This is a genomic window from Chryseobacterium sp. DZ-32 (assembly GCF_059587025.1).
This window is the reverse complement of record NZ_JCAIOM010000003.1, coordinates 201,552-225,689: the sequence shown is the minus strand read 5'-3', so window position 1 is coordinate 225,689 and position 24,138 is coordinate 201,552. Positions and strand designations below refer to the sequence as shown.

General features: G+C 37.3%; 21 protein-coding genes. 7 read left to right on the top strand and 14 right to left on the bottom strand.

Annotation, left to right across the window (positions count from 1 at the left end; all coding sequences use genetic code 11):
* Nucleotides 1–54: 54 nt before the first annotated feature.
* From AC59HC_RS04755 to rpsL, 8 genes are all read right to left on the bottom strand, one after another.
* Nucleotides 55–2,283: a zinc-dependent metalloprotease gene (locus AC59HC_RS04755; protein ID WP_496558087.1), complete on the bottom strand. Its 2,229-nt coding sequence runs from the start codon at nt 2,281–2,283 to the stop codon at nt 55–57.
* Nucleotides 2,284–2,425: 142 nt separating this feature from the next.
* On the bottom strand, nt 2,426–2,932 hold the full coding sequence (locus tag AC59HC_RS04750; RefSeq protein ID WP_496558086.1) for a low affinity iron permease family protein: 507 nt from the start codon (nt 2,930–2,932) through the stop codon (nt 2,426–2,428).
* A 126-nt stretch (nt 2,933–3,058) separates the two neighbouring features.
* Nucleotides 3,059–3,346 (bottom strand): hypothetical protein, encoded by a 288-nt coding sequence (locus AC59HC_RS04745; RefSeq protein WP_343642486.1) that lies wholly within the window; start codon nt 3,344–3,346, stop codon nt 3,059–3,061.
* 15 nt (nt 3,347–3,361) lie between these two features.
* Nucleotides 3,362–5,617, bottom strand: a complete 2,256-nt coding sequence (locus tag AC59HC_RS04740; protein WP_343642484.1) for a TonB-dependent siderophore receptor — start codon at nt 5,615–5,617, stop codon at nt 3,362–3,364.
* 328 nt (nt 5,618–5,945) lie between these two features.
* Nucleotides 5,946–6,251, bottom strand: coding sequence for a 30S ribosomal protein S10 (gene rpsJ, locus AC59HC_RS04735; protein ID WP_002661363.1), 306 nt, complete (start codon nt 6,249–6,251; stop codon nt 5,946–5,948).
* A 16-nt stretch (nt 6,252–6,267) separates the two neighbouring features.
* Complete coding sequence (gene fusA / locus AC59HC_RS04730) at nt 6,268–8,385, bottom strand: elongation factor G (RefSeq protein WP_062673585.1); 2,118 nt, start codon at nt 8,383–8,385, stop codon at nt 6,268–6,270.
* A 6-nt stretch (nt 8,386–8,391) separates the two neighbouring features.
* Entirely contained in the window at nt 8,392–8,868 is a 477-nt protein-coding gene (rpsG, locus tag AC59HC_RS04725) for a 30S ribosomal protein S7 (protein ID WP_062673583.1), read from the bottom strand.
* Nucleotides 8,869–8,891: 23 nt separating this feature from the next.
* Nucleotides 8,892–9,305 (bottom strand): 30S ribosomal protein S12, encoded by a 414-nt coding sequence (gene rpsL / locus AC59HC_RS04720; protein WP_002983146.1) that lies wholly within the window; start codon nt 9,303–9,305, stop codon nt 8,892–8,894.
* 436 nt (nt 9,306–9,741) lie between these two features.
* Here rpsL and AC59HC_RS04715 point away from each other — a divergent pair, with 436 nt between their 5' ends.
* From AC59HC_RS04715 to AC59HC_RS04705, 3 genes are all read left to right on the top strand, one after another.
* Entirely contained in the window at nt 9,742–10,218 is a 477-nt protein-coding gene (locus AC59HC_RS04715; protein ID WP_062673577.1) for a Dps family protein, read from the top strand.
* A gap of 96 nt (nt 10,219–10,314) precedes the next feature.
* Entirely contained in the window at nt 10,315–11,493 is a 1,179-nt protein-coding gene (gene pncB, locus AC59HC_RS04710; protein ID WP_110008537.1) for a nicotinate phosphoribosyltransferase, read from the top strand.
* Between the two features lie 127 nt (nt 11,494–11,620).
* Nucleotides 11,621–12,091, top strand: a complete 471-nt coding sequence (locus AC59HC_RS04705; RefSeq protein WP_496558085.1) for a YciI family protein — start codon at nt 11,621–11,623, stop codon at nt 12,089–12,091.
* Nucleotides 12,092–12,125: 34 nt separating this feature from the next.
* Here AC59HC_RS04705 and AC59HC_RS04700 read toward each other — a convergent pair whose 3' ends face one another.
* Entirely contained in the window at nt 12,126–12,293 is a 168-nt protein-coding gene (locus AC59HC_RS04700; protein ID WP_157885768.1) for a bacteriocin-like protein, read from the bottom strand.
* 267 nt (nt 12,294–12,560) lie between these two features.
* Between AC59HC_RS04700 and AC59HC_RS04695 the strand changes: the two genes are divergently transcribed.
* Nucleotides 12,561–12,797 carry a hypothetical protein gene (locus tag AC59HC_RS04695; protein WP_496558084.1) on the top strand — a complete coding sequence of 79 codons (237 nt, stop codon included), beginning with the start codon at nt 12,561–12,563 and terminating at the stop codon, nt 12,795–12,797.
* 204 nt (nt 12,798–13,001) lie between these two features.
* Nucleotides 13,002–13,757, top strand: a complete 756-nt coding sequence (locus AC59HC_RS04690) for a DUF5995 family protein (RefSeq protein WP_429816955.1) — start codon at nt 13,002–13,004, stop codon at nt 13,755–13,757.
* 58 nt (nt 13,758–13,815) lie between these two features.
* Here the strand turns inward: AC59HC_RS04690 and AC59HC_RS04685 are convergent, their stop codons facing one another.
* From AC59HC_RS04685 to AC59HC_RS04665, 5 genes are all read right to left on the bottom strand, one after another.
* Nucleotides 13,816–16,914, bottom strand: coding sequence for an efflux RND transporter permease subunit (locus AC59HC_RS04685; protein WP_496558083.1), 3,099 nt, complete (start codon nt 16,912–16,914; stop codon nt 13,816–13,818).
* A complete protein-coding gene (locus AC59HC_RS04680; RefSeq protein ID WP_496558082.1) occupies nt 16,914–18,017 on the bottom strand; it encodes an efflux RND transporter periplasmic adaptor subunit in 1,104 nt (367 codons plus the stop codon). The genes AC59HC_RS04685 and AC59HC_RS04680 overlap by 1 nt, the downstream gene beginning before the upstream one ends.
* Before the next feature lie 15 nt (nt 18,018–18,032).
* The gene (locus AC59HC_RS04675) at nt 18,033–19,307 is read right to left on the bottom strand and encodes a TolC family protein (RefSeq protein WP_343642469.1); all 1,275 of its coding nucleotides are present in this window, start codon (nt 19,305–19,307) and stop codon (nt 18,033–18,035) included.
* 146 nt (nt 19,308–19,453) lie between these two features.
* Nucleotides 19,454–20,818: a sensor histidine kinase gene (locus tag AC59HC_RS04670; RefSeq protein ID WP_411414585.1), complete on the bottom strand. Its 1,365-nt coding sequence runs from the start codon at nt 20,816–20,818 to the stop codon at nt 19,454–19,456.
* 2 nt (nt 20,819–20,820) lie between these two features.
* A complete protein-coding gene (locus AC59HC_RS04665) occupies nt 20,821–21,495 on the bottom strand; it encodes a response regulator transcription factor (RefSeq protein WP_496558081.1) in 675 nt (224 codons plus the stop codon).
* Between the two features lie 220 nt (nt 21,496–21,715).
* Here AC59HC_RS04665 and AC59HC_RS04660 point away from each other — a divergent pair, with 220 nt between their 5' ends.
* Nucleotides 21,716–23,221 (top strand): DNA recombination protein RmuC, encoded by a 1,506-nt coding sequence (locus AC59HC_RS04660; protein ID WP_343642465.1) that lies wholly within the window; start codon nt 21,716–21,718, stop codon nt 23,219–23,221.
* A 142-nt stretch (nt 23,222–23,363) separates the two neighbouring features.
* Complete coding sequence (locus AC59HC_RS04655; RefSeq protein WP_343642463.1) at nt 23,364–24,131, top strand: TrmH family RNA methyltransferase; 768 nt, start codon at nt 23,364–23,366, stop codon at nt 24,129–24,131.
* Nucleotides 24,132–24,138 lie beyond the last annotated feature (7 nt).

The window sequence follows — 24,138 nt, the reverse complement described above, 5'->3', positions numbered from 1 at the left end:
CCATAAAAAAACCTCTGAATGATCAGAGGTTTTTTATTTTGATGGATGACCTGATTATTTTTTAACAAACTTAGTTGTACTCTTTTCTTCTTTATTATTGATGGTAATAAAGTAGATTCCTTTCACAAGAGTTTTTAGATTAATTTTGCCGTCGCCTATAGTTCCTCTGGCAATGATCTGCCCCGGAGCACTGAAAATTTCATAAGAAGCGCTTGAAGAAACATTTGTGACGTTCAATACATCTTCTGCAGGGTTTGGATAAATCTTCACAGGTTTCGCATTTCCAGCTTCAGAAACTGCCAATAAACCGGATACGGTAGCCTGCTTCACAGCATAGAAAACATTTCCAATAGCAGAGACTCTCAGGTGAATCGTTTTTCCAGCTAAAGATGCCGGGATAAAAACATTCGCTGATCCGTTATTGGGAACTGATGCAGCAAGGTCATTCCAGGTTGCTCCGCCATCTGCTGTATAATCAATTTTTACGTTAGCTACGTTATATGGAGCAGCAGTTGTTCCGGAAACCGTCCATGCAATTGCAGAATTGGCATTGGGTGTTAATGATGTTGTATTTACAGTAAACGCGGCTGCAGATCCTACAACTACAGTCTGAGTAGCATAAGCAGTCTGAGCCTGTCCACCCGGCTTATTATCTCTTACGGTTACCCGGAAATCTGTAGTTCTTGCGACAGTACTTGCCGCTTCAAAATCTGCTGTATTTTTTACTGCACCTCCCAATACGGTTGCCAGCTTAGGAAAATACCTGGTAGGACTGGAGGTAGGTGTCCAGGATCTGAAATTAGCTCCAGATGATGTGTTACCAATAGCTAACGCTCCATCACCTGTACCTCCTGATTTACCAATGCCATCGGCTAATAAACATGAATTCACTTGTTCCCAGCAATAAGTCAAGGCATCTCCGTCCGGATCTGTTGCTGATGCTGTCAATACAAATGCTGTAGATTTAGGAATGGTATAAGTTGTATTCATTGCGGTTACAACCGGTGGATTATTGGTGATAGGTGTTTCCACATCAGCAGTTACTGCAGCAAGATTAGCCTGCACCTGGTCAATACTTACGCTATGAAAATAGGCATCAGAATGTTGCTGAACATCTGTATTGGTCCCTGTAATTCCGGCATAGCCCATAATGGTAGATCCCGATCCTGGTTCCACACAAACGCCTGTTCCTTCATTAAAACTATAGGTATGATTATCTCCCAATTGATGTCCCATTTCATGCGCTACATAATCTATGTCGAAGTTATCTCCCTGTGGTATACCGTCCGCAGGAGAAGTATATCCACTCCCTTTATAATTATCGGGAGAAGGTATATCATCACAATCAGGATCAATCGTTGTAGAAGTATCATTACTTCCTATACAGCCAATACAGCCTGCATTTCCGCCTCCTCCAGAAGCTCCGAACAAGTGTCCTATATCAAAATCATCATCTGTAACACCATAAGCTCCTCCATGCAATGTATTCATTAGTTCGTAATTCCATTTACACTTATTATCAGCTATACTGTAGGGATCATTAGCAGAATTGGTAAAGATCAGGCCAGGGGCATCGATTGCATTGACATGTACATTAAATTCCTTTTCAAATACCCCATTTACCCTTGATAAAGTGGCATTAATCTGGGTAAGTGCACCAGAAACTCCTCCGAAATAGGTAGTGTATTCACCTGTCACTGACATAGCCAGCCTTAAGGTGTGGAAAGTTTTATTATTAGATCTTGCAGTAACACCTGCATTTTTCAACTTTTGAAGATTGGCAACAGATTCCTTATCTTCCTTTGTAGAACATGTAAATGCATGCCCGTTTTTATTAGTTTTTCCATGTACGGAATAAAAGGACTTATCAGATGTTGCCGGTTCTATAAACTCATATTGACCGTCGGCACCAATGATCATGGACTGAAAATCATTGGGGGCGACACTGAACCTGATGTATTTGGTTGGGTCGTCCACTCCGAGCCCAACGTAGGAACCCAGCTGGTATTTGTTAGCCAGGGCTTCATCCATTACCGGAAAGCTGTTGACTGAAAATTTCTCGATTTTTCCATTAAGAGTAGGAATATTAATAGTGACGGGAGAACCTTCGCCTATTTTAGAAGCTCTTAGCAGCTGTGTCCTTATCTGATCAATATCAAGCTGGTAGTAAACAGAATGATCACTCTTTTTTATTATTTTTTGTTGAGGCAGCCCTCTGTTCCATTGGGCATTTGCAGATATTGCCAACAGGAATACCGGCAAACAAAATAATTTTGTTTTCATATGTTTTTTTCAATAAATGTATATATTTATTAAAAAAAACACTAGAAACCAGATGAAAATTCAAAAACAGCTACCAAAACCTCCATAATATCTGTAATACAATGTAAAAAAAACACAGTATTTAAAATATTAAGAAAAATTTTCAATCAATATTTTTATGATCTTTTTTCTGCAGCCATTCTTCATGTTTTCTTTTGAAGAACTCATATTTATAGTCATGGTTTCTTTCCGCGGCATCAATAGAATGGGAAGTATGAATATCCGTCTCTTTTTTGGCCAGATGTCCTAGTCTTTCATAATAAACATGAAGCTGATCAAGTTCTTCTTCTGTAAGATCTTCAATATCCACAATACGATTACTTGCTTTTTCATGAGCAGCTATAAGTTCATTCAGTTTAATCTGTATCGCTTTGGAGTCTTTATTCTGCGCTTTCTGAATCAAAAATACCATCAGAAAGGTAATGATTGTAGTTCCGGTATTGATCACCAGCTGCCAGGTTTCGGAATAATCAAAGAAAGGTCCGGTTACCGCCCATAGCACTACGATAACAAAAGCTCCTATAAAAGCATATGGACTTCCTGTAAATTTTACAGCCCAGTTTGAAAATTTTTCAAAAAAACTATGGCTTTTTTTTCCCATAACCGTCATTTTATAGATTGATTAAATGTATAAAATTAACAGGAATCCGGAATAATAAATACTAAAAAACATTAAGACAAAAGTTCTGTCTTAATGTTCTTTGAATTAAAATTGATATGAATGATTGAAACTAAATTATTTGATTTTTCCTGAGAAATGCTTTTCAAGATTTTGTTTTTCTTCTGCTATCATACTCTTTCCGACCTGTCCAGGTGAAAAAGTTTTTGGATAAGAGGTATTGTTCCAATGATCTTTCCAGGGAGAAATATTACCCCATGAATATATACTTCTGGGATTTGTGTAATGTCTTTCTATATTTTCTCTTGCCGTTTTCAGTTCCTCTTCAGACAGATGCTCTTCGGAACATGAGGTTAAACCGGCAATGGCAATGATTACTAAAAATACTATTCTGGTAATTTTCATAATATTTTTTTTGTGTTAGAATTTATAGTTTACCTGTACAGCAAAGTTTCTTGGCTGGATCTGATCGATATATCCACCTCTGAAATAGGAACTGTATCCTACACTGTCAAAAATATTATTGAAGAATACTCTTATTCCCATTCCATTTTTCAGAGAATAACCGACCTGAGCATCTACTGTTGTATATTCCGGCATATCGAAAGGTTTGTCACCGGGCCTCACACTGTTCAGGTGTCCTGCTGTAAATGTTTTCTGAGTCCATTCGTCAACCGGTCTTTTTCCTACGTAATAAATTCCTGCCCCTACATCAAGTCCTGATAAAGTACCTTCATTGAATTTATAATTCAGCCATCCGTTTGCAGTATGTTTAGGGGCATTCATTGGTGCTGATCCGTTCATATAAGCAGGGCTGTCCTGATATTGAGCATCCAGATATGCCCACCCCGACATCACCTGAAGGTTGGGAAGAATTCTTCCGATCAATTCTACTTCAACTCCTTTTCTTCGAAGATTTCCTGCAAGACCATACATCGTCTGTTTGTCGATCACAACAGGGTTATAATTTTCGTCAAGAATAGTGAACGAAAGGTGATCTGTTTTAATGTCAAATACTGTTACGTTAAACCTTAAACGCTCATTAAACCAGTCTGATTTAATACCTGCTTCCCATTGTTTGGTCATCGACGGGCCTACTCTTCCACCCTCTAAAAGGAGGTTATTAGAAGATCGTAAAGAGGTTGTTGTAGTATATGATCCAAACACATTAACATTCGGAAGTGGAGAAACGATCAATCCAAAATTAGGATTCCATGTATCTACAGACTCATTGGTGGATCCGTTCAGTCTGCTGTAACGAAGTCCCAAATGAGCTTTTACATATTTCCCGATAGTCATTACGTCCTGGGCCATTGCTCCGATACTTGGAGTTAAAACAGCGTTTGATCTTCCCAGATTTTTATAGATGACATTTACCGGAAGCTGATTGGGAATACTTCCGTTCACTACGTCGAAAATATCAAGCGGATTGGCGGCATACGTTATATTATCAATTTTTGTATCACGCGCAGTAATTAAATTTCCGGGTGCAATTGAATTTTTATAAGCTCCGTAAGTTGTGGATGAAGTTTCTGTTTCTCTCCAGTCAAAACCAACCTGGAAAGTATGATTGATAAATCCTGTCTTTATCTGCTCTCCAATGAAGTCTAACTGTAATACTTTGTTGATATCTTCTCCCTGTGATTTTCCAATGGTACGCTGTCTGATATTATAGTTGGTTTCACCAGCCGGTAATGATACTGATGAAGCTTCAGAATCTGTATTGCTTACGGAATTAACGAAAGCAGCTCTCACTTTTAATTTGTCTGTAAGGTTACGTACGATGGTAGTCGCAAAGTTGAATGTCTCTGTTTTTGAATAATCAGATGCATATCCTAAAAACTTCCCTTTCGGCATATGATATAATGCTTCAACAGTTCCCGGAGCAAGATTGATTGTTCCTCTGTCCGGTGTCCTTTTATCATGAAGATAATCCATTTCCACATTGATTATTGTTTTATCATCCGGGCGGAAAGCAACAGATGGATTCACATAAATTCTTTCACCCTGTACGTGGCTTCTGAATGAATTATTATTTTGGTATGCTCCATTGAATCTCACAGCTACTTTTCCGTGAGAATCCAGAACTCTCTGGAAATCTACGGTAGGTCTGTAAAAATCCCAGCTTCCATAACGGAATCCTACATTAGTCTGATCAATAAACTGCGGTCTTTTTGTTACCACATTAATTACTCCTCCTGCAGATCCTAAACCATTTCCGATCCCTTGGCCGATAGCTGCAGATCCTTTGATCACCTGAATACTTTCCACTCCCTGCATATCCGTAATCATCCCTGCAGTACGGAAGTCTGAATCCAGCTGAACCCCGTTTTTCAGTACAGGAACTCCTCGATATCCTCTGATAGACATACTCTCATTTCCTCCGCCATAGCTTGAAAATAAAGTTACCCCCGGAACGTTTTTGGCAACATCAGTAACTGTAAGCGCTCCTAATTCTTCAATGGCTTTATGGGAAATTACAGAAATACTCTGTATCTGATCTCTGGTCTTCAATGGCAATCTGGTAATTGCGTCCAGGCCTTGCGGCTGTTTCTTTTTCTCACCAAATAGTTCTACTTCTTCAATTTTTTTGTGTTTAACTGAATCATTTACTTTCTGTGCATTGGCCAGAACCCCACCCAATAATAGCAGAGAAAAGGATACTACTTTATTCATCTGATAATTTTTTACAAAATTATTATTTTTATTAATTCTAAATAAATAAAGTAGTGTGACATATGTCACCATGAAAAGTCCTGCTAATATCAAATCATTAATTCAATAAAAGGACTCCTTACAATGATCAAACAGATCTGTTCTATTATTAATACTAATCTTTTAGTTTTTTGATATGATTAGAGAAAGTACAATCAAAAAAAGTCAGATTGATAAAAATACAGATCTGACTTTGGCCATTGACTGAGTTTATACAAATAGCAGATGCATAAAAAAATCCGTCCCTGAAAAGGAACGGATTGTATAATCATTGCAAAGTATGCATTTATCACACTTTAATTTCAACGTCTACACCTGAAGGAAGTTCTAATTTCATTAGAGCATCAACAGTCTTAGAAGAAGAAGAGTAGATATCCATTAGTCTCTTGTGAGCTGAAAGTTGGAACTGCTCTCTTGCTTTCTTGTTTACGTGCGGAGATCTCAACACTGTGAAGATTCTCTTATTCGTTGGTAATGGAATAGGACCGTTTACAACAGCACCAGTAGCCTTTACCGTTTTTACGATTTTCTCAGCAGACTTGTCTACCAAGTTGTAATCGTAAGATTTTAGTTTTATTCTGATTCTTTGTGACATTTCTTTAATTTAAAAATTAACCTTTTGCTTTAGCTATGATTTCTTCAGCAACGTTTTGTGGAGTTGGTGCGTATTTCTCTAATTCCATAGAAGAAGTAGCTCTTCCTGATGAAAGTGTTCTTAGAGTTGTTACATATCCAAACATTTCAGAAAGTGGAACAGAACCTTTGATTACAACAGCTCCGTTTTTCTCTTCCTGGCCACTGATAGTACCTCTTCTCTTGTTAAGGTCACCAATGATGTTACCCATATATTCTTCCGGAGTTACAACTTCCAGTTTCATAATAGGCTCCATAATTACTGGTTTAGCAGCTTTACCAGCTTCTTTAAATCCTAGCTTAGCAGCCATTTCGAAAGAAAGAGCGTCAGAATCCACTGCGTGGAAAGATCCATCTTTAAGAGTAACTTTAATACCTTCAACTTCGAAACCAGCCAAAGGACCGTTCTTCATTGCAGCTTTAAATCCTTTTTCAATTGCAGGAACGAATTCTCTAGGAACGTTACCACCTTTGATCTCATTGATGAATTCTAAACCAACTTTACCTTCGTCTGCAGGTCCTAGTTCAAATACAATGTCAGCAAATTTACCTTTACCTCCAGATTGCTTTTTGTAAACTTCTCTGTGGCTGGCAACTTTTGTTAAGTTTTCTTTGTACTCTACCTGAGGTTGTCCCTGGTTTACTTCAACCTTGAACTCTCTCTTCATACGGTCTACAATGATATCTAAGTGAAGCTCACCCATACCAGAGATGATCGTTTGTCCAGAAGCTTCGTCAGTTCTTACAGTAAACGTTGGATCTTCTTCAGCCAATTTAGCTAGAGCGTTACCCATTTTATCCTGGTCAGCTTTAGTTTTAGGCTCAACAGCGATACCGATTACCGGATCAGGGAAAACCATCGATTCAAGAACGATTGGGTTTTTCTCATCACACATCGTATCACCAGTTTTGATAGACTTGAATCCTACCGCTGCACCAATATCACCAGCTTCAATATATTCTACCGGGTTTTGCTTGTTAGCGTGCATCTGATAGATTCTTGAGATTCTTTCTTTATCTCCTGAACGGGAGTTCAAGATATAAGAACCTGCATCAAGTCTTCCAGAGTAAGCTCTGAAGAAAGCTAATCTTCCCACGAACGGGTCAGTAGCAATCTTAAATGCTAAAGCTGCAAAAGGCTCATCTACAGATGGCTTTCTTGTAATTTCAGCGTCTGTTCTCGGATCAGTACCTTTGATATCATCTTTATCCAATGGAGAAGGCAAGTATTTACATACTGCATCCAACATAAACTGTACTCCTTTATTCTTGAATGAAGAACCACAAGTCATTGGGATAATAGATAAATCGATAGTAGCAGCTCTCAATGCAGCATTGATTTCTTCTTCTGTAATTGAATCCGGATCTTCGAAGAATTTCTCCATCAAAGTTTCGTCATACTCAGAAACAGCTTCTACAAGTTTCTCTCTATATTCAAGAACTTCATCTTTCATATCTTCAGGAATTGGCACTACTTCGAAAGTAGCTCCTTGTCCTGCTTCATCCCAGATGATCGCTCTGTTTTTAATTAAGTCAACAACTCCTTTGAAATCTTCTTCAGCACCGATTGGTAAAACGATTGGAACTGCGTTAGATCCTAACATTTCTTTAACCTGGTTTACCACGTTAAGGAAGTCAGCACCTTGTCTGTCCATTTTGTTTACGAATCCCATTCTTGCAACTTTGTAGTTGTCAGCAAGTCTCCAGTTTGTTTCAGACTGAGGCTCTACTCCATCTACTGCAGAGAATAAGAATACCAATCCATCCAATACTCTTAAAGATCTGTTTACCTCTACTGTGAAGTCAACGTGTCCCGGTGTATCAATGATGTTGAAGTGGTAAGGTTTAGTTTCTGGTAAAGCTTTTCCTTGATCTGTTGGAAAGTTCCAAGAACAAGTGGTAGCTGCAGAAGTAATAGTAATACCTCTTTCTGCTTCCTGCTCCATCCAGTCCATTGTAGAAGCACCATCGTGAACCTCTCCAATTTTGTGGTTTACCCCTGTATAGAATAGAATCCTTTCTGTAGTGGTAGTCTTACCTGCATCAATGTGAGCAGCGATACCAATATTTCTTGTAAATTTAAGATCTCTTCCCATTTCAGATTAGAATTTGAAGTGTGAGAAAGCCTTGTTAGCTTCCGCCATTTTGTGAGTATCAGATTTCTTTTTGAAAGCAGCACCTTCTTCTCTTGAAGCAGCTACAACTTCGTTAGCTAATTTCAAAGCCATAGACTTATCATTTCTAGCTTTAGAATATTTGATTAACCATTTCATTGCCATAGAAATTTTTCTATCAGCTCTGATTGGCATAGGGATCTGGAAGTTAGCTCCACCTACTCTTCTAGAACGTACTTCTACGTGAGGCATTACATTTGTAAGTGCATCTTTCCAGATTTCAAGTGCAGTTTTTTCGTTATCTCCTTTTTTAGTTTCTACGATATCTAATGCATCATAGAAAATTTTGAATGCGATTGACTTCTTACCATCAAGCATTAAGTTGTTTACGAATCTCGTTACCAATTGATCATTAAATTTCGGATCTGGTAACAACGGTCTTTTTTTCGCTTTTGTCTTTCTCATTGCTTTTGTACCTTATTTAATGATTATTTTTTCTTTCCTTTTGCAGGAGCAGCAGCTGCTTGTCCTGGTTTAGGTCTCTTAGCTCCGTACTTAGATCTTCTCTGTGTTCTTCCATTTACACCAGCTGTGTCTAATGCACCTCTTACGATGTGGTAACGTACTCCCGGTAGGTCTTTCACCCTTCCGCCTCTAACCAATACTATCGAGTGCTCTTGAAGATTGTGTCCTTCGCCCGGGATATAGGCATTAACTTCTTTACCGTTAGAAAGTCTTACCCTTGCTACTTTTCTAAGTGCAGAGTTAGGTTTCTTAGGTGTAGTTGTATATACTCTCGTACATACACCACGTCTTTGTGGACAAGAATCAAGGGCAGCCGATTTGCTCTTCTTGGCAAGCGTGGCTCTTCCTTTTCTTACTAATTGTTGAATAGTAGGCATTTAATTGCTTTTTATTTTAGGGTGCAAAAATAGTAATATTTTTTTAATCTGCAAACACTTATATAAAAATTAAAATCAAATACTTACATCGAAAATAGAAGACGTTTCGATATAACATTCAAAGAAGTATAATATACATAAGGAAAAGAGATAGAAAAGAAACTTTTTTCCAAGCTTAAAAAATGGGTATTAAATAATTATGAATTTTTATAATTCTAAATCAGATCTGTAAATCATAATCATATACCCGATATATCCAAACTATATTTAAAAACTTTCTTATAGTTATGATCTATGAATAATCCAACGAGTTCGGCACGATATTTCGTAAATTTGGGATATACAATGATAAACACAGCAGTCATCATTAAAAAGCTTCATATTCTACTGAATGGAAGTGGTGATTGTATCACATTTTAAAAATAAATATATACATATGAAAAACGCAAGTATTATCGGTCTTAAAGAAGCCGACTGTAAAAACATCTCAGAAAAATTAAATGTACTATTAGCTAACTATTCAGTATTCTACCAGAACACAAGAGGTTCTCACTGGAATATTAAAGGTGATCAGTTCTTCACCCTTCACCCAAAGTTTGAGGAATTGTACAATAGCCTGGTCTTAAAGATTGATGAGATTGCAGAAAGAATCCTTACGTTAGGAGCTACTCCTGCACATAATTATTCAGATTACTTAAAGGTAGCAACCATTAAAGAAAGTAAAGAAGTAACGGACGGTACCAAAAGTGTGGAACAGATTCTAAGTTCATTCAAAGTAGTAATTGACCTGCAGAGAGAACTTTTAGATATTACAGATAAAGCAGGAGACGAAGGTACAAATTCGCAGATGAGCGACTATATCACCGAGCAGGAGAAAGAAGTTTGGATGTACAATTCTTATCTTGGAAAATAACTCCATCCATAAGCATGGAAATATTTCAAAAAAATCGCCTTACATTTAGGCGATTTTATTTTTTATTTTTATATTTGCGTTAAAATTACACATATTATGAGCGACGTCAGATTAAACTCTATCCTTGATAATGATTTCTATAAAATAACCATGCAGAATGCTGTGGTAAAGCTATTCCCGAGTTCTATCGTAAAATACGAATTTATCAACAGGGGAAAACACCACTTTCCGGAAGGGTTTGACGCTGCTTTAAGAGAAGCTGTCAATAAAATGGCTGAACTTAAACTTACAAAAGATGAAAAAAAGTTCATGGCAAGAACATGTCCTTATATAGATCTGCCCTATCTTGATTTTTTAGAAGGTTATCACTATGATCCTTCTGAAGTAAAAATCCATCAGGAAGGAGGTGATCTTTCTGTCATTGTTGAAGGGCTTTGGTACAGAACGATTCTTTGGGAAGTTCCACTGCTGGCATTGATCAGTGAACTGCATTATGAAATGAACCACATGGAAAGAGATTCCAACGAGGTGGTAATGAGCAAAACAATCGAAAAGGCTGACTCCTTGGGCAGACTTGGAGTAACATTTGCAGAATTTGGAACGAGAAGAAGACACTCTTATAAGGTACAAAATCTGGTGATGGAAGCTTTAACCCAGAAAAAAGAGTCTACTTTTATCGGAAGTTCAAACGTGCATTTTGCAATGAAATATGGTGTAAAACCTATCGGAACGCATGCTCATGAATGGTTTATGTTCCATGCTGCCGAATATGGATTCAAAATGGCCAATGAGTTGGCGCTGGAACACTGGGTAGATGTGTACAGGGGTGATCTTGGAGTAGCTTTGTCTGATACTTATACTACAGATGTATTTTTCCAGCAGTTCGACAAAAAATTTGCAAAGCTTTTCGATGGCGTTCGTCATGACAGTGGAGACGCTCTGGAATTTGCAGATAAAACCATTGCCCACTATCAAAGAAATGGGATCAATCCTATGTTTAAATATATTATTTTTTCAGATGCATTAAATCTTGAAAAAGTGGAGGAAATTACCAATTATTGCAGAGGAAAAATTGGTATCTCATTCGGAATCGGCACCAACCTTACCAATGATGTGGGATTGAAGCCCATGAATATCGTAATGAAACTTATTGGCGTACAGGCTCCCAATAAAGAATGGATTCCTACAGTAAAACTTTCCGACGAGCATGGTAAATATACCGGAGATCCAAAGATGATCGAACTGGCGAAAGAATTTTTAAGAATTAAAGACTAGTAACCTCATCAGAATAATTAGATATAAACCTCGAACTCATCGAGGTTTTTTTGTTTCATAGCGACATTTGAAATTCAGTTTTCAGAAATCTATAAGGATTTATTATATTTATCAAAATAAAAACAAGATGAAATCAGGAACATTACTACTTGCAGGTCTCTTTCTTTCAGCATTTTCTTTTGCTCAGGAAAAGAAAGCAGAAAAACCTAAATATAATCAGGAACTGGCTACTTCTTTAGGTGCTGATAAATATGGGATGAAACCTTATACGATTGTTATGCTGACATCTGGCACTACTAAAATTGAAGACAAAGCCAAAATGGGCGAACTCATGAAAGGGCATATGTCTAATATCGGTAAACTTGCCAATGAAGGCAAAATTGTTGTTGCCGGACCTTTCCTTGAAAAGAATAAAGAAAACTACCGTGGCATGTTTATTTTCAATACCAAATCTAAAGAAGAAGCTGAACAATGGGTAAAAACAGATCCTGCAGTTCAGGCCGGTGTCTTCAGCTATGAAATTTTCCCATGGTATGGTTCCGCAGCGCTGCCATTGTATCTTAAACATCATGATGAAATTACAAAAGAAAATCCTTAATAAATAAGAAATCCCTCAGTTGAGGGATTTTTTCTTAATCGAAACAGATAAATGGTTTTCTTGGTGGATAGCAGCAATAAGGGTTGCTGCAGAATGTGTACCCTGCCGGACATCCCCCATCTACAGGTGCTTCACAGGCTAATGCTGCACCTCCTAAAACAGTCTTTAACTCTTTTCTGTTTAAGCTTTTTAAATTTTTCATGATTAATTTAGTTTAATTTGATTTCCTACTCTTGAAGATTTTCGGATTCCTCTTTATTATTTCTCTTTACCTGGAAATAAATATACAATTTATTTTTTAATTCATTAAATTTCAAACAATTATATATAAAATAAATTAAAAAAATTAATTAATCTCCCTTGCTTCTATGAATTAATTTAACTATTTTAGCTTATTGACAATTAGCATTATTCAACTAATTACCAATAAGTTAACCATCAATTAATACCATAATTAAAAATTAAACACATGAAAAAATTAAACATTACAAAACTTTTGAGAACAGAGCTGAAAGATGTATTTGGAGGAACCCTGTATCCGGCAGAATGTCCGGGCGGATGCCATGGTGAAGGCATGATCAGATGTCCTGACGGTACTACCACAATGACTAACTTTATATGCATGGGAGGAACCTGCCAACCGGCTGCCATGTGCAAGCCACTGATTCTTGAACCTTTTCCAGATCCGATTATCATCACCCCATAATCAGAATAACAATACATAAAGAGGCTGTCTCAAAAGTCAAACAATTGGCTTTTGTCATTGACTACGTCGAATCTTCGATTTCTGACGAAGGAAGAATCTGATTGATAAACAACTATATGAGATTCTTCACTACATTACATTTCGTTCAGAATGACAATTTTGAGACGCCTCTTTTTTAGTATCTTTAAATAACAAAAAACCATCATGAAAACCATTGACGAAGTTCTTAAAAAACTGGATGAAATTATTATCTGGTGTAAAAAAAACAAAAGTCCGGCAGGATATTTTGCCTGTACCTACAGAATTATGACCGCACAGGTTCTGAAAGGAATTCAGCAGAAAAAATTTGAAGATAATCCCAGAATGACATTGCTTGATATTGCTTTTGCACAAAGATATCTTCAGGCATGGGAAAGCTACAGTAAAAATGAAAGATGCACCAACTCATGGTACATCGCTTTTGAAGCTGCTAAAAACAGGAATCTTTTAATATTACAGCATATATTTCTTGGTATGAATGCTCACATTAACCTGGACCTTGGTGTTTCTGCCGCTTCTATTATGCCTTACCGGAAAATAAACCCTTTGAAAAAAGATTTTGAGAACATTAATAATGTCATTGCATCCATTAATCAGAATGTACAGAATTCGCTGAACAAAATCTGTTATCCTGTAGATCTTGTTGACCAACTCTCCAACGGAAAGGATAATGCTGTCCTTGATTTTGCCATATCCAAAGCAAGAGACACTTCCTGGGCAACGGCAGTCATTGCCTCCAATACTCCTAATTTCTTAAGGGAATCGGTGATCGGTATTGTAGATTACGCCGCTGCAAAAGTTGCCACCCAAATTCTGAACCCGAAGATCCTCACTCCTGCTCTTTTAAAAGAACTAAAAAAATGTGAGAGCAGTGATGTGGTAAAAAATATTGAGATTTTAGAAGCTACAAAAAATTCGTAAAAAAAGGCCGGGATCTTCCTCACGGATCCCGGCCTCATAATGAACAAAATGAAAGAAACTATATGGCTTCCTTATACTTTTTGCGATAGGCATAGTGGAAAATAATTGGTAACACTGTAAATGAAAGCAGCATACAGATAATTAATCCTCCTACAATCATAATGGCTAAAGGTTTCTGAATTTCCGATCCCATTCCATTCGACATGGCTGCCGGAAGAAGTCCCATAGAACCCATCAGGGCAATCATCACCACCGGGCGGATTCTGCTTTTCACTCCCTGAGCTATGGATTCTTTGAGTGACATTCTGTTTTGCAGATTTTCTTTCATCACTCCAATGAGTACGATACCGTCTATGGTAGCCACTCCAAACAGGATGATAAACCCGATTCCCGCTGAAATTCCAAAGATGGTTCCCGTAAACCAAAGGGATAAAAAACCTCCGATGAATGCAAAAGCGAGTGTAATGGATGAAATCAGCGTATCTTTTATATTTCCGAAATTGAAGTACAACAGCATCAGAATAAGAACTAAAGAAATCGGTACTACCATAGCCAGCTGTTTTGCGGCTCTTTCTTTACTTTCAAATTCTCCGGCCCATGTCATTTTATGCTTTTTCGGAAGCTTCACTTCTTGATCTACTTTCGCTTTGGCTTCCTTGATGGTACTTCCCAGATCGCGTCCTTCAATATTAAATCCAACTCCGATATATCTGCTGTTTCCTTCACGGTAAATAAATGATGGCCCCGTATGATAATCAATGGTTGCAATTTCTTTCAGCGGAACTTTTTTATTGTCCTGAGTCGGGATGAGAATATTTCCCATCTTTTCAGGCGTATCTCTGTAATCTTTTTCAAACCTGAGCATTACGTCAAACATTCTTTCTTCTTCGTAAAATTTGGTGGCTGCCTGACCTCCGATGGTCATTTCGATGACGGCCTGTGCATCTGCTGTGGAGACTCCATATTTTGCCATTTTGGAATCGTGAAGCTGTATTCTCAGCTCCGGAAGTCCGATATTTTTGAAAACATTCACGTCCGATATTCCCGGAACGGTTCTGATGGAATTAGCTACTTTATTGGCGTAATTTTCCAGCTCAAATAAATCATTTCCGAAAATTTTAATAACCAGCGGAGCTTTTACTCCTGCCACATATTCTTCCACGTTATCCTGTATCGGCTGGCTGAATCCAAAATTGATACCTGGAAATCTCTCAAGGGAGACTCTCATTTCTTCAAGAAGTTCTTCTTTGGATATTTTTTTCTTCCATTCATTTTCCGGTTTCAGCTGAATATTAAATTCGATATTAAAGAACCCGGTGGGATCGGTTCCGTCATTGGGACGGCCTGTCTGGGTCATGACAAATTTTACTTCATCATACTTCATGAGAATTTCCTTCATTTCTTTAGTCAGTCTTACAGATTCATCCAGATTGACACTGTTGGGAAGGGTTGCTCTTACATAAATTGCGCCTTCGTTCAGTTTGGGTAAAAACTCGGATCCATAATTGGAAAATCTCCATCCACACATGGCAAGCAAAGCAACGAAACCAACAATGAATCCTTTTTTATGGCGGTCACTGAATTCGTAAATTTTATAGATATTAACTCTGAAAAATCTTGAAATAAAGTTTTCTTTCTCTTCAATATTTTTTGTCAATAGCAGTTTACACATTGCCGGAACATATGTTAAACTTAAGATCAATGATCCTAATAATGCATACCCAAGTGTAAATGCTAATGGAGAGAACATTTTTCCTTCTACTTTCTGGAAAGAGAAAATAGGCATCAGGGCAACGATCAGAATCAGTAGGGCGAAGAAAATATAGCTCGCTACGCTTCCCGCACTTTTCTTGATGATCCCGAGTTTTGAAATTTTATTGAATCTGCGCAGTCCTATCTTTTTCGCTTTAAGTTCGAGGGCGACAAAGACATGTTCCACGATAACCAGCGTTCCTTCCAGAAGCAATCCGAAATCCAGCGCCCCCATGGAAATAAGGTTGGCCGGCAATCCCTGAATTTTAAGCATAATAATAGCGAACAGAAAAGCCAAAGGAATTACTGATGCCACGATGAAAGTTGTTCTCCAGTTGTAAAGGAAAATAAATACAATGATGGAAACCAGAATGACTCCTTCAATAAGATTTTTAGAAACCGTATGCACTGTAGTATTCACAAGCTCCGTACGGTCGATGATCGGAACAATCTGGACATCTCCCGGCAATTCTCCTCCATTCAGTTCTTCTATTCTGTCTTTCAGCCTTGCAATCACTTCACTTGGATTTTCACCCCGAAGCATAATCACAATTCCTTCTACCACATCATTTTCTTTGTTGTATCCTACCTGTCCCAATCTTGGTTTTGCTGAAACTTTTACTTCAGCTACATGTTTCACCAGAATAGGTGTAGAACCTTTTACCTCGATCTGAATATTCTCAATATCTTCTTTCTTCTCCAAAAGACCGATCCCCCGCACTACATAAGCCTGATCACCTTTTGCTACTACATCTCCTCCTACATTGATATTACTTCTAGAAACTGCTTCATACACATCCAGGGGGGAAAGGTCGTAATTGTGTAATTCCGTAGGATTAATTTTTATTTCATATGTTTTTTCTTCTCCACCAAAGCTTACCACATCCGCAACACCGGGAACAGCCAGCAACTCTCTTTCTACCACCCAATCCTGAATGGCTGTTACTTCTTTGATGGGAAGTTTACTCTTGATAATATATCTGTAAATTTCACCGGTAGCTCCCGAAGGAGGCTCAATGCTGTATTCTGCTCCGACAGGAAGTTCTACATTTCCGAGTTTATTGGAAGCATATTGCTGGGCATAAAAATCATTGACATGATCATCAAAAATAACCGTCACCACAGACAATCCGAATAAGGAAATAGAACGTACCGAAGTTTTGTTCGGAATGGCATTCATTTCCTTTGAAATGGGTAATGTGACGAATTTCTCTATTTCTTCAGCACTTCTTCCCGGCCACTGGGTAATAACCCTTACCCTTGTATTGGTAACATCCGGAAATGCTTCAATGGGTGTATGCAGATAGGAATAGATTCCTCCGGCCAGCAATAGAAAAGTTCCCAAAAGAACAATCAGTGAGTTTTTTAAAGAGAAGGAAACTATATTCTGTACAAATTTTCGCATTACTTCGTGGAATTATTTAATTGGTTTTTCAGGTTTTCATAAATCAGCAGCCCGTTGGAAGCAATGACATTTTCACCTGGTTTTAAATTGCCTTCTACATAAATATACTGACTGTTGGAAGCAATTTCTGTTACGGGTCTTATCTCCAGTTCACAGTCTTTTTTGTAAACCACTACATAGCTTTGGTTATTATCAAAGATTAAGGCTTTCGCAGGAATAGCCAATGCGCTTTTATTTTGTGAATTTACTGGCAATACTACATCTGCAGACATTCCTGGTCTCAGCTTCATTCCGTTATTATCCATAATGATTTTGGCTTTGAGTACTCTTTCATTTTCATTGAAAACCTGGGAAATAGTATTAATCTTCCCCGAAAAACTATCATCAGGATAAGCAAGCGTTTTGACCACTACCGGCTGATCCACATAAACGTGTCTCATATTGGTGGCATACACATTGGCCATTACCCATACCTTATCCAGATTGGAAATCGTAAAGAGCTGATCTCCTCCGGCAGTAACAGGCATTCCTTTTGAAATATTCTTCGAGATAACATATCCGTCCGCAGGTGCTTTTATCTGAATCGTGCTTCCTCCTGCGGAATACAGCTGCATATTTTTCTGTGTTTTGGAAATATTGGATTGTAATATGGCTACTTCTGATCTTGCTTCCTGCAAATCTTTCTGGGAGGCAATATCATCTTTATACATGGCTTCTACAGAAGAAAGTTTTCTTTTCGCAACAGCCAACTGCGCCTGTAGGGTCTGGGTATCATCCTGCATTTCGTTAACGGCTGTACTTTTTACACTAGCCAGCGTTTGTCCTTTTTTCACATAATCACCAAGAGAGAAATAAGTATCTATTACCACTCCGTCTACAAGACTTACAAAAGGAACTGTCTTATCAGAATTACTTTCCACTTCCCCGGTAAGGGTGATACTTTCTTGTATAGGAAGCATTTCTGCTTTGGCCAGTTTAATCTCTTGTTTAAGTTCTTTGCTGATGCAATATGCTTTTTCGGTTTCTTTATTTTCTACTTTTTCGGCACAGCCTGTAAAAATGACGAGGGCAGACAGGTAAGCCGCAGCAATGTATGGGTTCATATTCTTGTTCATATCTTATAAATCTTGTCCTACAACATACTGCAGGTTTTCGTAGTATTGATTCAATTCTTTTTTAGTGTCCAGGATGATCATTTTATTTCCGATATAGGTATCCAGGAAATCCATATATTCAAGCATGCTGATATTTCTTAGTCTGAAGTTTTTCTCATGGCTCACCAACAGACCATCCAGCGTAGATTCATAATTTTCATCAATTTCTTGTGAGACCTGTTGTGTTCTGATATAGTTTCTGAAAACAGATACAATTTCGTTATCAGATTTCATCATGTTTTTGCGGGTCTCCAGTTTGCTTTTTTCAATCTCAAGCTTAGCTTCCTGAATATTCCCTTTGTTACGGTCAAAAATGGGAAGATCCATAGAAACCCCCAGTCCTATAAAATCTTTCATGATATTTCCTCCGCGGTCATATCCTATAGAAACTGCAACATCAGGTGTTTTCATGGCATTTTGAATTTCCAGATTTTTGGCAGCGTGTTTCTCTTTATTTTTGGAGATCATGATATCGGGACGGTTTTCTTTTGCTTTTTCCATCCATTGAGTCACTTCCAGTTCTGATAGTTGTTTTTCGGGCATAACAAATGAATCTGAAATCTCCAGATACGTTTGAGAAGGCAGCATTAATAAAGCTTTCAGTTCTACCTGCTGGTCTTCGATTTCCTGCTTCAATGAAACCAGTTTCTTTTTGAATTCAATTTCCTGTGCTTTTAAGCGGACATATTCAGCTTTACTGATGTTCCCGAGGTTTAATTGATTATTATAGGATTTTGTTAATTTCTCAATGGAAGCAATCTGTCCCTGATAGATCTTTTGCTGTTCCTGATTATAAAGAATTTCAGTAATCGTATTCCTGAGGGTCTTTTTAAGTTCACGTAAAACTTCCTGCAGTTCATACTTCTCTCCCTCCACTTCTATTTTCTGAAGTTCAATATTTTTTCTTCTCTTCCCTGCCGTCTGAATCACCTGTTCGATCTCTGCCGAAATCTGGGTGCTTTTTCCCCAGTTTCTGATAAGCGCAGGCTGTTCTTCGATGTCATAAGTTCTCCATAAATTAACCTCACTGATACTCAATGTAGGATTAGGCCAGTATTTAGCCTGAACAGCTCTTGCCTCGGCTTGTGAAATTTCAAGCTTCTGTGCAATAAGGTCAAGGTTTTTAGCCAGAAAAATAGTTTCAGCCTCCTTTCTGCTGATTTTCATGGTGTCTGAAATCTGTGCAGAAAAGAAACTGAAACAGGGAATATAAAATAGTGTAAAAAATAGCTTCTTCAAGGGTCTCTTATTTAAGACCACAAAGCTATTTGTCTAATATTAGAGGGAATTGTAAAGAAAATTAAAATTCGGTTAGTTCAACATTAGAGTTTGATTAGAACTTTTTTAAAACACGAAAAACACAAATCTTTTCACAAATAACACGATTATGAATGGGTAGGAAATTCCAGGAGAACATTAGTTCCCACATTGACCGTAGAATCAATTTTCATGATAATATGATGATGATCAAAAATACTTTTTGAAAGCGATAAACCAATTCCGCTGCCTTTTACAGCATCTACATTTTTTCCTCTATAGAAAGTCTCTGATATTTTCACAAGATCATCAGCAGGAATTCCTCTTCCTTCATCTCTGACCTCAATGTACAACTGACTGTTCATTTCAGATAATGTGATCACTATAGGTTTGTCATAGGAATATTTGATGGCATTTTCTACAATATTATATAACGCCAGGTAGAGAAGTGTTTCGTTTCCCGGGAATTCCAGTAAAGCAGGTTTTGTTACCTGAAGCTGTATTTTGATAGATGAATGGTTTTCTTTTGCTTTGGGTTCCAGTTTTGCATAAATCTTCCAGACCAGTTCATCCACTCTCATCGGTTTGTGAGAAGACTCAAGCTTTGTCATTCCGGACATCAGTAAAAGATTGTTGAGAATATTTTCAATCTCATATACATTTTCCAATGACTCTTTAGCCACTTCCCTGTATTCTTCCGGTGTACGGTCTTTTTGGGCAAACACCTCCAGATTTCCAGAAATCGCTGCTAAGGGTGTTTTGAATTCATGGGAAACATAATTGATAAAGTTCTGCTGCAAGAGTACATTTTCAGAGATTCTGCCCAACAGTTTATTATAGGACTTTATCAAATCTTCAATCTCGTCATTGGTATTGGTAGAAGTAATAATTGCCGTAGAAATGTTATTATACTCTACTTTATTGATCCGTTCTACTACATTGGAGATAGGTTTATAAACTACTTTAGAAAGGTATCTGCTCAGAAAATAGATTGCGAGAAGCCCGATCAACAATACGGAAAGCATGATAATAGCCAATCTCAGGATTTGTGACTGAAAAGAATCGTTGGAAGACTTCACAAAAACCACAAAGTCACCTTGGTTATCAGGATAAAAAATTCCGTAGTAGAATTGATTATCAGACATAAACTGTATTCCTTTGTTTTTTCGGACAGCCTGCAAATGGGAAAGCTTTATATTCTTATCGTTAAGGTTATGTCCAAAGGTAACTTCATTATTCTGATTATAAACCGCTACCCTGTTATTCTGAATCAGATGGTTGTATTCTTTTTTAATCTGGGCATGTCGGTCTTTCGGGAGTTCATCCTTTTCAAGATAATAAATAGCAGAGATAAGAGCCGTATTTCTGAGCTTTTCAAAATAGAAAATCTTGGTACTGTCATAATAGGCAAAAAATATCACCGCAGATGTGATGATAGAAACGATGCCAAATGAGAGGCTTGAAATAAGGGTAAATCTACTTCTTAGCGTCATCTTCAGTCTTTGATCAAATATCCGGTTCCTTTTACTGTATGAATAATTTTCTGTTCTGTCTCATCAATCTTATTACGGACATAGGAAATATAAACATCTACTACATTCGTTGTATTATCGAAATCAATTCCCCATACCTTATGTAAAATCTGGGTTCTGCTCAACACTTTATTTTTATTCTCCATCAGAAAAGTAAACAGTTTGTATTCCGTAGGGGAAAATTCTATTTCCTTATCATTCTGAGTTACTTTATGAAGATCAGTATCAATCACAATATTTCCGCATGATAAATATTGATCCTCCTTTTGGTAGCTCATTTTATTTCTTCTGGTTAAAGCTTTAATCCTTGAAATCAATTCTTCAAAATGGAAGGGTTTGGATAAATAATCATCAGCACCCATATCGAGCATTTTGATTTTATCATCAGGACTGTTCAGGGCACTTAAAACCAAAATCGGAGTAAAGTTTCCTTTAAATCTGATAATTTGTGTCAACTGCATGCCATCCAGTCCGGGAAGCATAATATCCATTAAAATAATATCAAAATCATAGGTATGAAGAAGCTCACGTGCATTTTCCCCGGAATCTGCCAGGGTTGTATTATAGCCAGCCTCGGAAAGGCCTTTTATCAGGAAATTACTGATTCTTTGATCATCTTCTACCAACAAAATATTCATAAGTCTCTGAAATTTCCTATAAATATAGGTATTCTAATTCAGAAAGAAAGCTGGGGGCCGGAAGCGAGAGGTAATGGAATTTTATAAAGCGATTGTTTCCATTTTATTTCCCTTTAAAAAACATTGAATTTAATTGTAAAAAAAATCAGTTCTTATTTGTCCAAAAGGAACTTCCAACATCCCGCTTCCAGCTTCCGACCTTTTTTCATAATTTTGGAAGATGGAGATGATATATTTAATTATTGGATTGATTGCCGGTGGTGTACTGGGCGCTGTTATACTATACTTTGTACTAAAATCGTCAATGGTTTCAAGAAGTTCTTATGATGCACTGAACACTTTATCCATTAAAACCCAATCTGATCTTGAAAATTCAAACCAGAAAATTCAGGAGCTTAATCAAATCATCAGTAAAGAGAAAGAAGCCAATATGCTGCAGCAGGATCTATTGGATGACCTTAAAAATGAATTTTCTAAAATCTCTGCCGAATATTCATCCTTAAATCTTCAGTTTCAGGAGTTAAAACAAATCAATCAGAGGCAGACTTCTCAGATAGAAACTCACATTCTTGAAAAACAGACTCTTTATGCTAAAAACTCTGAACTTTCTGCCAAAAATGAAGGTCTTCAACAATCTCTTGACACCCAGAAAGAAGAAATTGTTAAAATTCAGGAAGATTCTAAACTTCAGTTTGAAAATCTTGCCAATAAAATTTTAGAAGAAAAAACTGAAAAGTTTACTACCTTAAATCAAAATAACTTAAAAAATATCCTTGAACCTTTTCAGGAGAAAATCGCGGATTTAAAAAATAGAGTCAACGAAGCTTACGAAAAGGAAAATAAAGAACGTTTCTCCCTTGCAGAAAAGGTGAAAGAACTGGCAGAACTGAACCAGCAGATTTCCGAAGATGCCAAAAAATTAACCCGTGCCCTGAAAGGAGAAAGCAAAACTCAGGGAAACTGGGGCGAGATGATTCTGGAAAGTATTCTTGAAAAATCAGGATTGGTAAAAGGAAGAGAATATTTTCTCGAACATGAATTGCGCGATGAAGACAATAAAGCTTTATTTTCTGAATTCTCCGGAAAGAAAATGCGTCCTGATGCTGTTGTAAAATACCCGGATGAAAGAAATGTCATCATTGATTCTAAAGTATCTCTGACTGCTTTCACAGAATTGGTTGACGAAACTGATGCTGATGTTTACGCCATAAAACTGAGCCAGCACCTCGGATCTATCAAGAATCATATTAATCAACTCAGTCAAAAAGCATACGATGACTATGGAAAATCACTGGATTTCGTAATGATGTTTATTCCGAGTGAACCGGCTTATATTGCGGCAATGCAGGCAGACCAGAATCTTTGGAACTATGCCTATGAAAGAAGAATCCTTCTGCTTAATCCAAGTAATCTGATCACTTCTCTTAAGCTGATTGCCGATCTTTGGAAACGTGAATATCAGAACAGAAACTCTATTGAAATTGCGGAACGCGGTGCCAGACTGTACGACAAATTTGTAGGTTTTGTAGAAAATCTGGAAAAAGTAGGACGAAATCTGGATCAGGCGAAAAATGTATTCAATGATGCTTACAAACAGCTTCATACCGGAAATGACAACCTGGTGATCCAGACTCAGAAATTGAAATCATTAGGAATTAAAAATAAAAAAGAGCTGCCACAAAGTCTTATTGACAATAGTAATCTTATTGAACCATCAGAAAGTTAAATCTCAGGAAAGCTAATCATCATACCTTTATAACCATTCTCATTTTTAAAATGGAAAAATACAGTCCATTTGAAATATCGTGGAAAAACCTTTTTATTAAAACCAGAGAAGTTCAATCATAAATTTTGCATAATTTTGCAGCATGTTGATAGAAAGTTTTCAAAACGATAAAATAAAAAATGTCACTAAGCTTCTTACTGACAACAGGTTTCGTAAAAAATCAAAAGTTTTTGTAGTAGAAGGCCAGCAGGAAAATGAAAGAGCCATGCAGTATGATTTTGAGCCGCTGGAGTTCTTTATCTCTGAAAATATCTTTAAAGGAACTCTTCCCGATGGAAAAATCCATTATGTAAGTGAGAAGGTATATGAAAAAATCGCTTACAGAGGAAGTTCCGAAGGAATTATCGGCATTTACCATACCAAAGAAAATTCACTTTCATCATTTGTTCCTAAAAAAGATTCTACGGTAATTATTGTTGAAGGTGTAGAAAAGCCAGGAAATCTTGGTGCTATTTTAAGAAGCTGTGAGGCATTTGGTATTGATGCCTTGATTGTTGCTGACGGGAAAACCGATTTCTACAACCCTAATGTGATCAGATCCAGTGTAGGATGCCTGTTCGGAATGGAAGTCTATCAGGCTGAAAATACGGAAACATTGGAATTCCTGCAGAAAAACAGTTTTAATATCTACACTACGCTGATGGACGAAAGTGCTGAAGACCTTTATCAAAGAGATTTCAGACAGCGTTCTGCCGTATTATTCGGGACGGAACATTCCGGGTTAAGTGACTTCTGGATCGGAAAAGGAAAAAACACTTTAATTCCGATGGCAGGAAGTATTGATTCTTTAAACCTGAGTAATGCAGTAGCTATTACCTGCTATGAATCTCTGAAACAGAAGAAGGGATAAGCTATTC